The 13,363-nt window shown below is 29.5% G+C and carries 9 protein-coding genes; 5 read left to right on the forward strand and 4 right to left on the reverse strand.

All coding sequences use genetic code 11. From position 1 onward, the window contains the following. Nucleotides 1–33 precede the first annotated feature (33 nt). The 3 genes from RT575_RS12350 to RT575_RS12360 form a co-directional block, all read right to left on the reverse strand. A complete protein-coding gene (locus RT575_RS12350; protein ID WP_313385084.1) occupies nucleotides 34–462 on the reverse strand; it encodes a hypothetical protein in 429 nt (142 codons plus the stop codon). A 149-nt stretch (nucleotides 463–611) separates the two neighbouring features. Further along, on the reverse strand, nucleotides 612–1,379 hold the full coding sequence (gene trpA, locus RT575_RS12355) for a tryptophan synthase subunit alpha (RefSeq protein WP_313581249.1): 768 nt from the start codon (nucleotides 1,377–1,379) through the stop codon (nucleotides 612–614). 1 nt (nucleotide 1,380) lies between these two features. Beyond that, nucleotides 1,381–2,586, reverse strand: coding sequence for an endonuclease (locus RT575_RS12360; RefSeq protein ID WP_313385086.1), 1,206 nt, complete (start codon nucleotides 2,584–2,586; stop codon nucleotides 1,381–1,383). A 79-nt stretch (nucleotides 2,587–2,665) separates the two neighbouring features. On the opposite strand from RT575_RS12360, the gene RT575_RS12365 reads away from it, so the two are divergent. The 5 genes from RT575_RS12365 to RT575_RS12385 all read left to right on the forward strand — a co-directional run bounded on the left by RT575_RS12365 (nucleotide 2,666) and on the right by RT575_RS12385 (nucleotide 11,793). Next, nucleotides 2,666–5,368, forward strand: a complete 2,703-nt coding sequence (locus RT575_RS12365; protein ID WP_313581251.1) for a carboxypeptidase regulatory-like domain-containing protein — start codon at nucleotides 2,666–2,668, stop codon at nucleotides 5,366–5,368. Between the two features lie 22 nt (nucleotides 5,369–5,390). After that, a complete protein-coding gene (locus tag RT575_RS12370) occupies nucleotides 5,391–7,523 on the forward strand; it encodes a DUF5689 domain-containing protein (RefSeq protein WP_313581253.1) in 2,133 nt (710 codons plus the stop codon). Between the two features lie 111 nt (nucleotides 7,524–7,634). Then, nucleotides 7,635–8,837 (forward strand): NAD(P)/FAD-dependent oxidoreductase, encoded by a 1,203-nt coding sequence (locus RT575_RS12375; RefSeq protein ID WP_313581255.1) that lies wholly within the window; start codon nucleotides 7,635–7,637, stop codon nucleotides 8,835–8,837. A 145-nt stretch (nucleotides 8,838–8,982) separates the two neighbouring features. Next, on the forward strand, nucleotides 8,983–10,215 hold the full coding sequence (locus RT575_RS12380; protein WP_313385090.1) for an outer membrane protein transport protein: 1,233 nt from the start codon (nucleotides 8,983–8,985) through the stop codon (nucleotides 10,213–10,215). 9 nt (nucleotides 10,216–10,224) lie between these two features. Beyond that, on the forward strand, nucleotides 10,225–11,793 hold the full coding sequence (locus tag RT575_RS12385) for a G-D-S-L family lipolytic protein (protein ID WP_313581257.1): 1,569 nt from the start codon (nucleotides 10,225–10,227) through the stop codon (nucleotides 11,791–11,793). Nucleotides 11,794–11,999: 206 nt separating this feature from the next. On the opposite strand, the gene tyrS is transcribed toward RT575_RS12385, so the two are convergent. Next, nucleotides 12,000–13,295: a tyrosine--tRNA ligase gene (gene tyrS / locus RT575_RS12390; protein WP_313385092.1), complete on the reverse strand. Its 1,296-nt coding sequence runs from the start codon at nucleotides 13,293–13,295 to the stop codon at nucleotides 12,000–12,002. Between the last annotated feature and the right edge of the window lie 68 nt (nucleotides 13,296–13,363).

Here is a 13,363-nt window from a genome sequence, read left to right on the forward strand (position 1 = left end):
AAAAGCTCATCAATTATGATGAGCTTTTTTTATTTATAAATTTTCTGTTTTATCTATTTTCCAAAACATTACAAAAAAAGATACACAATTAAGGAGCCAAGTTGCCCAAAATAAATAAAATCCTGAATGAAAACTTATTTTTAATAATCGGTGAGATGTTTCAGTAAAATCATAGTAAGTATAATATAATCCTAAGATTCCTAGAGCAAAAAATAATGTAGGTAAAATAAATCTAGCTTTGGTTTCAGAATTTCTAAATTGCCATAAACTTAAAATAATATGTAGAAAAGCTTGAATAATAAAAAATAACAAAGCTGTTTTCCACCAAGTTTTTAAAAGTATATATTCTGTATGTATAATGGATATTCCAATTTTACCAACAAATGACATCTTGGAAATTAATATTCCAGATATTAATGATGAAAGAGCAAGTGTTAAAAAGCAGATGATTCTATTTTTCATAAATAATGTTAATCTAACCTTATATACTTCAATTTTTAAACCAAAAATTTTAAATGATTATAAATAGATTAGCTATCAAAAATTGATAATGCCTCTAATTAATCATTGTTCAATTAGAGGCATTATAAAAAAGAGTAGGTATTTACTGATTAGTTAATAGAATCAATATAATTTTTTATATAATTTGAATAATCTCCTTCTGCTTTTTCTAAAATTCTTAAGAAAGCACTTCCAATAATTGCCCCATTAGCAAATTTCCAAGCCTTTTCAACATCACTTTTAGTAGAAATTCCAAATCCTATTTGATGAGGTTTTGTAAGTCCTGTGTTTTTAATTTTTGTTAAAAAATTCTCATTAAAATTAGATGTTGTAGATCCTGTAGTTGCAGAACTAGAAACTATATATATAAATCCTGTTGTAGCATCATTTATCTCTTTAATTCGTTTTTCACTTGTTAAAGGAGTGATTAGGAATGTTACTTTTTGATTGTATTTTTCAAATAAACCTTTATGTTTTTCTAAGTAAATATCATAAGGCATATCAGGTAGAATAAGACCTGAAATTCCATTTGACTCACAATTTTGTAAAAATTTTTCTAAACCAAAAGTCATTACTTGATTGTAGTAACCCATTAAAACAACAGGAGTGGAAATTTCATTTTTTATAGAGTTTAATTGTTCAAATAAAATATCAAGTGTCATTCCGTTCTTTAAAGCCTTTTCACTTGTTTCTTGGATTGTAGGACCGTCAGCCAAAGGATCGGAATAAGGTATTCCAACTTCAATAATATCTACATTATTTTTATCTAATTCTCTTAAAATAATAGGGGTATCCTCTAAATTAGGAAATCCTGCTGTTGTATAAATTGTAATAAGATTATTTGTCTTTTTATCTAATACTTCTTGTAACTTATTCATGTTATTTTAAATCTTTTAATAAAATTGTATAAACAGGGAAATGATCAGAATACCCATTAGCTCTATATGTATCTCCACTCCACATACGATTAGGAGCTCCTTTGTAAGCACCTTCTGTTGCTTTTAGATAATCTCTATTGTAAACTTCTGTTTTATAAATTTTATAAGATGAGTAATCTTTGTCTTTCGTTGTTAATGATGAAGTTGAAATAAATTGATCAAATAAATTCCATGCATCTCTGTAAGAAAGTGTTCCTATACCTTTTTTGAATAAAGGAATCATGGGATCGTAATAACTATTTTTTGTTATATTTTTAATTTCTCCAATTGGGTTAAAAGTATTTTTTATACTAGCAGATGTAGGGTCATCATTAAAATCTCCCATTGCAATTATTTTAGCTTCTGGGTTTTTAGCTTTTATATCTTCAAAAATACCTAACATTACTTTGGCTGCTTCTAGTCGAAAAGGTTGAGATGTTTTTTCACCTCCACTTCTAGAAGGCCAGTGGTTAACTAAAAAAGTTATTTCTTCACCATCTAGTAATCCTGTTACCTGTAAGATATCTCTTGTGTATTTTCTTTGCCCATTTGTATCATAAATATAAATAGGATGTGGTAGAGCATTTAAAACTTTAAAACGTGATTTTTGATATAATAAACCTGTGTCTACACCTCTCGCATCGAATGAATTGAAATGTACTACATCATATCCATATTTTTTTAAAGCTTTTGAATTTGCAATATCTTCTAATACTTCTTTTGTTTCTATTTCACATATTCCAACAATTGCAGGAGCATCACCAGTAATATCGCGACCAAGTTCACTAATTACATTTGATATATTATTAACTTTTTGAAAATATTTTTCAGAATTCCATCTTTTATTTCCATTTGGAAGAAACTCCTCTTGTAAAACTAATGGTCTAATTATTTTTTTACCCTTAATGTTTTCATATGTATAAGCTTGTTTGAATTCTTGATGTTCGTAGTTATCAATATCTTTTTCTGCTATTTGAATATGATAATTAGGATTGTTAAATGGAAGATTTCCATTAATGTAACCAACAGATTTTATGGTGTCAAATAAATTTTCAACATTATAAAAGGCAATTGTTGCGCTTTTATATTTATTCTGAGCTTTTGCACTATAATTTACAAAAACGAATAAAATCATAAAATAAGTTAAAAATTTATTAATATTTGTCATATATTATTAATTATGAATTTGTTATTTTTGATTTCTTGTTTTAAGAGATAGCTAATTTATAAATAAAAATTCGTTTTGAATGAACAAATTGTTGTTAAGTCTTTCATTATTTATAACTACTGTAGTAGTTATTCATGCACAGGTAAAAATTAACGGAGTTGTAAAAAATGGAAGTACTGGAGAAGAAATTTATAATCTAACTGTTCGTCTTAATGGAGGTCTTGTAAATGAAGCTGTAATAACAGATCGTATTGGTTATTTTCAGTTTGTAGATATCCCTGAAGGAGAATATAAATTGCAAGTTTTTGGAGTTGGATATGATTTATTTGAAAAAGATATTACAGTCACAAATGGAAAAGAAATTGATTTAGGAGATATTAGTTTAACTTTTAATCCAAATACAGCAGAGATAGGAATTATAACACTCTCAGATGATGAATTATCAGATGATGAAAGTTCTACAGCTTCAAATTCTGGAATTTTACAATCTTCTAGAGATGTTTTTGCCAGAGTATCAGCTTATGAATTAGGATCATATTGGTTCAGACAAAGAGGATTAGATAATAAGTATACAGATGTTCATTTTAATGGTGTTAGAATGAATAAAATTGATAATGGACGTGCAACTTTTAATAATTGGGGAGGTTTAAATGATGTTACAAGACGTCCAGATGAATTGACTTATGGAATTGAACCTTCAAGTTATGCTTTTGGTAGTTTGGGAGGAGTTACAAATTTTGATACTAGACCATCCACAATGAGAAAAGGATCTAGTTTAGCTTATTCAAGTACGAATCGTTCTTATAAAAATCGTATTATGTTTACTTATAATACAGGTTTAATGGAAAATGGTTGGGCATTTATGTTTTCAGCTAGTAAACGTTGGGCTGATGAAAGTATTATCAAAGGAACATATTATGATGCGTATTCTTATTTTATAGGAATAGAGAAAAAAATTAATGAAAAACATACTTTAAATTTTACAAGTTTTGGAGCTCCTACTCGTAGAGCAGTGGGATCGGCAAATACACAAGAAATAGTTGATTTAAAAGGTATTTATTACAATGCATATTGGGGATGGCAAGATGGAGAAAAGCGTAATGAACGTATAAGAAAAACATTTGAACCAATGAATATGCTTACTCATCATTGGAATATAAATAATAAGACAAAATTAGTAACAACCCTATCTTATCAATTTGGGAAAGATAGTAGTTCAAAATTAGATTGGTATAATGCTTATAACCCATCACCATTATATTATAAAAATTTACCTTCTCAAGCTAATAATACAGAAGAATGGTTGAATGGTTCGGCTTCGCAAATAAATTGGAATTCATTATATGATTATAATAAAGGAGTTAAAGATGGTTATTCAGCATTTTGGATAGGTAGTGATGTAAATAAAGATAAAACGTATTCGGCTTATACAAACTTTAGTACAGAGTTAAATCCTTATATAGATCTGATTTTTGCAGCTTCGTATCAAAAAACTAAATCAGAATTATTTCGTCGAGTAGATGATTTGTTAGGTGGAGATTATGTTAAAGGAGAAGATTCCTTTAATAGACATTCAATAGATTTGAATAATCCTGATATGAAATCGTATAAAGGTGACCGATATGCTTATAATTATGAGATTAATAGAGATTATGCTGATTTATATGCTGAATCGAAAATAAAAGGGAAGTTGCTTGATGTTACGATAGGAATGAAAGCAGCTATGACAAAATTTTATAGAAATGGTAAGTACAAAAATGGTATTTATGAAAATGATTCATATGGTAGAAGTAAAACATATGATTTCTTAGATTTCGGAATAAAGTCAAATTTTTTGCTAAAAATTGATGGACGAAATTTTGTTCAAGCCAACATAATGTATCAAACAAATGCTCCTACATCTGATGAAATTTTTCCAAATGCTCGTGTAAATGATGTAACTGTAGATGGCGTGAAAAGCGCGAAACTTTTTTCTAGTGATTTATCTTATGTACTCAGAGCTCCAAGGATTAAAGCAAGAGCAACAGGTTTTTACACTAGAACAAAAGATGAAATAAAAAAATCTTTTGGATATATAGATGGTACAAATGATCAAATATTTGTTTCAGAAATCTTAACAGGAGTTGGTAAAGAATATATAGGTGGAGAATTTGCTATAGAAACTCAAGTGATTCCAGTTTTAACAATATCAGCAGTTGCTTCTATAGGACAATATATTTATAAAGATAATGCTGATTATAATTTATATTCTGATGAATATGCAAAAAATGAAGGAATTGCCTATAAAAATCTTGGTATAGCTTATATTAAAAATTATAAACTAGGAGGAGGTTCACAAACTGGATTTTCTCTTGGTGCTGAATATCGTGATCCTAAGTTTTGGTGGTTTGGTATTTCAGGAAATTATTTAATGAATAATTACATAGATATAGCTGCTTATAGAAGAACAGATAGATTTATAAAAGATGATAATGGCTTTCCTTTAGCAGGAGTTACTGAAGAAGGATTGAAAGAGATTCTAAAGCAAGGTAAAACAAAAGATCAATTTATGTTGAATCTTAATTTAGGAAAAACTTTTCGTATTGGTAAATACTCTGCAGGAATATCTGGTAGTGTAAATAATGTACTAAATAACCGCAAATATGTTACAAGTGGATTTGAGCAAATGAGAACAGGTAAATATTCAAATGCAATAGATTCTAATTATCAAAAAACTTTTGGACCTAAATTATGGTATGGAATGGGAGCTACTTATTTCGCTAATATTTATTTCAGATTTTAATTAATAACCAATAATAATTACTATGAATACAATACATAAATTAATAATAGCAACTGTTTTAAGTTTTAGTTTGTTTGTCATTCAATCTTGTGTTAAGGATGATGATTATTCTGTTCCTTCTTTAGCTTGTCCTCAAAAAGTAACAGCTACAACTACAATAAAAGAGTTAATAGCTCTTGTGAATTCAGGATCTTTAAAAACAGATGATAAAGGATTTGTATCAGAAGATTTAGTGGTTGAAGGTATTGTTAATGTAAGTGATGAATCAGGTAATATTAGTAACAGTATTTCTTTTCAAGATAAATCTGAAGGAGCTACAGCTGGAATACAAATAGAGTTGGGAGAAAGACCATTATATGGGTTTTATCCTATAGGAAGTACTATTCAAGTTCATTTGAAAGATTTGAAAGTTGCTTTAGATAGAGGTGTAGTGAAAATAGGAACTAAATTAGAGGGAGTAGATGCTACATCTTATGATTTAGATCGAATTCCGAAAGATGTACGAGAAAAAAAGTTAATAAAGACATGTGATGCAATTGTAGAATTAAAACCAAAAGAAGTTAATTATATTGAAGAGGCTTTAACTCAAGAAAACATAAATACTTTAATAAAAATAAAGAATGTACAATTTAAATCTCCAGAAACATCAATTACATATTATCCTACAGGAGCTACATCAACAACTAGTAACGTTGCTTTGGTTGATGCGACTGGTGATCAGGTAAATTTGAGGGTTAGTAAATATGCAAGCTTTAAGGATGATAAATTACCAACAAATAGTGGAGAGATAACAGTTTTGGTTTCATACTACAGTTCGGGAAATAGTTCAGAGTATCAGCTTTTTATTCGAGATACTGATGATGTAAATTTTACTCAACCTCGTATAAATGAATTTTCTGCAGCTTGTTCAGAGTTATCTACACCAAATATAATTCTATCTGAATTAATAGATAAGGTAGATAAAGGCTCTATAGCATTAAATGATGATAAAACAATCGCAGAAGATTTATTTGTTCATGCTTATGTAGTTTCAAGTGATGAAACAGGAAACTTTTTTAAAACTATTTCTTTACAAGATTCTCCTGAAAATCCAACAGCTGGTATTCAAATAGAAATAGATAAATCAGATTTATATACAAGTTATCCTTTAGGATCAAAAGTTCAAGTTAATTTAAAAGGATTATTTGTCAATTTTGATAAAGGAGTTTATAAAATTGGTACTCCAAATTCAGATGGGGTAAGTGTTTCCCGTATTGCATCTACAGATGTTAAAAAGTATTTGATAAAATCTTGTGATCCAATTCGTACGATTATACCAAAGAAAATTTATAATTTACAAGATTTATTAAATCCTGCATTGATTAATACATTGATTACAGTTGATGATGTTCAATTTAAAAATCCAGATACTGATAAAACTTATGGAGTTGCTAATACAACAGTTAATCGAGTTTTAGAAGATAAACTAGGTAATGTATTGGATTTAAGAAATTCAGGTTATTCAAAATGGTATACAGAAACTTTGCCTACAGGAAGTGGGGCTATTACTTTTGTTTTAGGTAGGTATAATACTTCTTTTCAGGCCTTTATTCGAGATACTAATGATGTTATTTTTAATAATCCTCGATTTGATAGTTATCAAGAAGATTTGGATGAGATTATTGGTTCTTTAGAAAATTTTGAATCAGCAAGAAAAACAAGTTATGCAATGAATGATATTACTTTATCTACTGGTGTATGGACAATAAGCGATGGAGGTGTTTTTGCAGCAACAGAAACAAAAGACTTAAAGAGTTCTGGTTCTGGTTCTGTACGTCTTAGGGGATCATCTAGTACAGAAGGTTATATTCAGTCAAAATTTTTTATAAAGGGTTTAAAGACTTTGAAGTTTTATTTTGGAGGAACTGATTTTGATGAAGGGTCAGATTCTGAAAAAGAAATTAAAATAGAAATTTTTATTTCTACAAATTCTGGTTCTTCTTGGAAATCTGTTGGATACAAAATAGGTGAAAAAGGGAAAATGAATTTATTTGAAATACCAATTAATTCTTCTCCAGATGATAAAGTGGTTGTTAAGTTAGTTAACGAATCTTATATGAGATCTACAAACAACAGAATAAGAATTAACATTGATGATGTAGAATTTATAAAATAAAAAAACTTAAAGTCATTAGAAAAGACATCTATATTTATAGATGTCTTTTTTAATATAACTTATTGTAAATTAACTAAAAATTAAGTTAAAATAAAATTCTAACTTTGCATTGTGAAAAAAATAGCAATTGTAGGAGGAGGAGCAGCAGGATATTTTGTTGCTGCTAATCTAGGTAAAAAGTTAGGAGAACAAACAGTTTTGTTTGAACAAGCTAATTTGCCTTTACAAAAAGTTCGTATTTCTGGAGGTGGAAGATGTAATGTAACACATGCTTGTTTTGATCCTTTAGACTTGGTAGAATATTATCCAAGAGGTAAAAAAGAGTTGTTAAGCGTTTTCTATACTTTTCAACCTGGAGATACAATGGCTTGGTTTTCTGAAAGAGGAGTAGAGCTAAAAATAGAAGATGATAATAGAATTTTTCCTACAAGTGATTCTTCACTTTCTATAATAAATGCTTTGACAGATGCTGTAGAAAAAAATAAAGTTCAACTTAATTTTTCAGACGGTGTACAGGAGATTAATAAAATAGAGAGCGGATACGAATTAGTTACAAAATCAGGAAAACATTTTTTTGAATCAGTAATTGTTACAACTGGTAGTACTCCTAAATTTTGGAAGAGTTTAAAGAATTTAGGTTTAAAAATAGTAAATCCTGTTCCATCTTTATTTACTTTTAATTGTAAAGATTCTAGAATAGAAGGGTTAATGGGAATTTCTTTTGATGATGTAACAGTAAAAATTAATCAACAAAAATTAAATACAGAAGGACCTTTACTTATTACTCACTGGGGATTTAGTGGGCCAGCTATTCTTAGGTTGTCTGCTTGGGGTGCACTAAAATTGAATGAATGTAATTATAAGTTTGAAACTGAAATTAATTTTATTAACCAATCTAAAGAAGAAACTATTGATTTCTTGACTAAGAAAAAAATAGATGATGCAAAAAAGAATATTCATAAAAATAATCCATTTAGTTTTCCTAAAAGATTTTGGTTGAGTATACTTAATTACTGTAATATAACTGAAAAAATGGTTTATGCAGATCTTTCTAAAAAACAAATCAATTTTATTTCTAGTGAATTAACAGAAGGTAAATTTCAAATTAATGGGAAAAGTACATTTAAAGACGAATTTGTAACAGCTGGAGGTGTTGATCTTAAGGAGATTGACTTCAATAGAATGGTTGCAAAAAATTCTCCAAATTTATATTTAGCAGGTGAAGTGTTGAATATTGATGCTATTACAGGAGGATTTAATTTTCAGGCATGTTGGTCTGAAGCATATATAATAGCAGAAGAATTAAAAAAATGAAATTTATAGTGTTTTTTTTACACTAATATTTTTTGTATTTTTTGCATTCAATAATAGTTAGTTAAAAAAAATATAAACGTTAACATAACATTGTAATAAATAATGTTATTTTTGTTTAAATGATAAAATTAAAACGTACCAAAATATGAGAAAAATAATTTTAACCATGGCTTTATTCGGTCTTGCGTCTTCGGCTTTTGCAGGAGGTTACCGAGTAGCTTTACAAGGTGTTCGTCAAGCAGCTTTAGGAGGGACTTCTGCTACACAAACACATGATGCTTCAGTGGCATTTTATAATCCAGCTGGTTTAGCTTTTGTTAAAAGTAAACTGAGTATTGCAGTAGGTGGTTTTGGTGTGCAAACAGACGTTAAATGGCAAGATGCAACAACAATGCAAAAAGCTAAAACAGATAGTAAATTAGGAACACCAATGTACCTTGCAGTTAGTTATAAACCTTTAGATGATTTGGCTATTGGTGTTAGTGTTACAACTCCATTTGGAAGTTCAGTTACATGGCCAGATGATTGGCAAAATAAATCTAATATTACTCATATAGATTTAAAAGCATTTAATATTCAACCGACTGTAGCTTATAAATTTACAGATTGGTTTAGTATTGGTGTAGGTTTTATATACACACATGGAACTGCTAAATTAGAGAAGGTTCAAACTGTTGCGGGTAATGATATAAAATTAAAACTAGAGGATAAAAATGCACATGGATTAGGATTTAATTTTGGAGCAATGTTTAAGCCTACAGATAAATTAGGTATAGGTTTAGCTTACCGTTCTAATGTAGATGCGAAAGCAAATAAAGGAGATGTAACTTGGAGTAATTTGCCTTCAGGGATAGCTTCTAATGTTCCATTTAATACTGATAAGTGGAATACTGTATTACCTCTACCGTCAGAATTCACATTTGGAGTTTCTTATAAAGTTTTACCACAATTAGAATTATTTGGTGATGTAGTATGGCAGAATTGGACTCGTTATAAAAGTTTAGATATAAATTTATATAATGATGCTTCAAATACTTTTTATACTTCTTCATCGCAAAAAAGCTGGAAAGATAATACGATAATTCGCTTCGGTGCTGAATATACATTTAGTAATTTTATTGTAGGACGTTTAGGTTATTATCATGATCAATCACCAGTTCCTTCTGCTTATTGGTCATCAGAAACGCCTAGTGCTAATCTAAATTCATTTTCAGCAGGGGTAGGATTTAGATTTAATTCAGGGTTTAATGTTGATTTGTTCAGTTCTTATGTTAAGGGAGAAGAAAGACATATTAATAACATTGAACAAAATTTCCAAGGAGATGTTAAGTTAAGAGCAATTAATTTCGGTGTTGGAGTATCTTATAACCTTAAATAATACAAAAAAATGAAACATTTAAATAAAATTTTATTAGCAGCATTAACGGTAACAACCTTTAGTTGTAATGATGATTTTGACCATCCAATAGAGGATATTCAAGTTACTGCAGGAGAAGCTGATTTTTCAAAATATATTGCCTTAGGAAACTCATTAACTTCAGGATATAGAGATAATGCATTGTATCAATCAGGTCAAGAAAATTCTTATCCTAATATATTAGCTGGCTTGATGAAAGCTGCTGGAGGTGGAGATTTTAAAATTCCTTATATGCCAAACAATGTAGGTGGGTTTACAAATCTGCCAGGCTTTCCAGGTAAATTAGAATTAAAAATAGTTAATGGATCATTAAGCCCAGTTGCTACAGAAGCTTTAGTGGCTCTAGATAATGTATCTTCTCAAGGTCCATATCAAAATATGGGTGTTCCAGGTGCTAAATCATATCATTTAATTGCTCCAAATTATGGAGATCAAGCAGGATTATTAACAAGTCCAGCTACAGCAAATCCTTATTTTGTTCGTTTTGCTTCTAATGCTACAACGTCTGTTATAGAAGATGCAGTTGCTCAAAAGCCAACCTTCTTTTCTTTATGGATAGGGAATAATGACGTATTAGGTTATGCTACTAGTGGTGGAGTTGGAGTTGATCATAATGAAACAAATAATTTGGTTCCTAGTACTTATGGAAGTTCTGACATTTCTAATGTTAATGTAGTAAAGGCTTCTATTAATGAAGAATTGAAAGCTTTAACAGCAATAGGTGCTAAAGGTGTAATCGCAAATATACCTTCAGTAAGTTCTGTTCCATATTTCACTACTGTCCCATATGCACCATTATCTCCAGCTAATCCGAGTTTTGGACCTTTAATCGATGAATTAAATTCAACTTATGAAGGTTTAAATAAAGTATTTGATGCATTAGGGGCTTCTGATAGAAAAATATCTTTTTCTAAAACAGCTGCAAGCGCAGTTGTGATAAAAGATAAAGATTTAACAGATCTTTCTGCTCAAATTACAGCAGCGCTTACACCTCAATTAGGTTTAGCAACGGCTACTTTATATGGTATGACTTATGGTCAAGTAAGGCAAGCAACAAAAAATGACTTATTGGTATTATCATCTTCTTCAGTTATTGGTAAAGTTGATGAAACGAGATTAAGTAATTTAATCGCAGCAGGTTTGTCACAAGAACAAGCTGCTAAATTATCAGTTGTAGGAGTTAGTTATCCAATGGTAGATAAATATGTTCTAACTCAAAAAGAAACAGCAAAGGCAGAAGCAGCTGTCTTAAAATACAATGCAGCAATTGCTGAGTTAGCTACTGCTTATAATATAGCGTTAGTTGATACTTATTCAGAAATGCAAAAATTAAGTTCATCTACTGGAATAAAGTATTATGGACAAACATATACAACTACCTATATTTCTGGAGGTGCCTTTTCTTTAGATGGGATCCACTTAACAGGTAATGGATATGCAATTGTAGCAAATATGTTTGTAGATGCAATCAATACAAAATACAATTCAACATTAAGAAAAGTATATCCAGCAAATTATCCTGGAATAGCAATTCCTTAGTAAAATTTAACTCAGGTTATAAATAGATTAAAGCAAGCTTTTTAGCTTGCTTTTTTTAGCCAATTCCTTCGGTGCGCGCTTTTTGTTACAATCTTTTTCTAAGGAAAAAGGATTTTCACTTCAATCGCTATTGCAAGAAAGTAATTTTATAAAAAAGCCTGTATTCTATAGAATACAGGCTTTTGAATATATTATTCAGAATGAATTTATTCTACTATTAAAATAAAATAATTCTTTTTCCCTTTTTGTAATAAAACATATTTGTCAGCAATCAAATTGTCAGTTGTCAAAACAAAATCTTCTCCAATTTTCTCTTTATTAACAGAAATAGAGTTAGCTTTTAATTCACGACGAGCTTCAGAATTTGATTTTAAGAAACCTGTTTTTTCTGCTAAAGTAGCAACAATATCAAGTCCGTTTTCTATTTCTTCTTTTGCAACAGTTGCTTGTGGAACACCTTCAAAAACAGATAAAAAAGTATCTCCATCTAATTCTTTTAAATCTTCAGAAGTAGATTTTCCAAATAAAACTTGAGAAGCTTTTTCAGCTTTGCGTAATTCGTCAACACCATGAACTAAAATTGTAATTTCAGTAGCTAATTTACGTTGTAATTCGCGTAGATGAGGTTCTTGACGATGACGTTCTATTAAGTCATCAATAGTTTCTTTATCTAAGAAAGTATATATCTTAATGTATCTTTCAGCATCAGCATCGGCTTGATTCAACCAAAATTGATAAAATTTGTAAGGAGAAGTTCTTTTTTTGTCTAGCCAAATATTTTCTCCACCTTCAGATTTACCAAATTTAGTTCCATCTGCTTTTGTAGTTAATGGACAAGTAAAAGCAAAAGCTTCTCCTTGGGCTGTACGGCGAATAAGTTCAGTTCCTGTTGTTATATTTCCCCACTGATCAGAACCACCCATTTGTAATTTAGCGCCTAATTCTTTATATAAATGTAAATAATCGTAACCTTGAATTAGTTGGTAAGTAAATTCAGTAAAAGACATTCCTACATTAGATTCAGAAGAAAGTCTAGATTTTACAGAATCTTTAGCCATCATATAGTTTACAGTTATGTGTTTCCCTACATTACGAGCAAAGTCAATGAATGAAAAATCTTTCATCCAATCATAGTTGTTAACTAAAACTGCAGAATTTCCATTGTTAGTATCAAAATCTAAAAAACGAGATAATTGTGCTTTTATACCAGCAACATATTTATTTAATGTTTCAACGTCTAATAAACTTCTTTCAGCAGCTTTTCCAGTTGGATCACCAATAAAACCAGTAGCTCCACCAACCAATGCGATAGGACGATGACCGTGTCTTTGTAAATGAACCAATAAGAAAATAGGAACTAAACTTCCTACATGAAGAGAATCTGCTGTAGGATCAAATCCTACATAACCAGAAGTTATTTCTTTATTTAATTGTTCTTCTGTTCCTGGCATGATGTTGTGTACCAGTCCTCTCCAAGTCAATTCTTCAATCAATGGATTCATAATATTATTTGTATATCTTTTTTTAATTTTTTCGAAGTGTAAAGTTAAGATATTTCTATAGAATAATG

The organism is Chishuiella sp. (genome assembly GCF_032109125.1).
Lineage (GTDB): Bacteria > Bacteroidota > Bacteroidia > Flavobacteriales > Weeksellaceae > Empedobacter.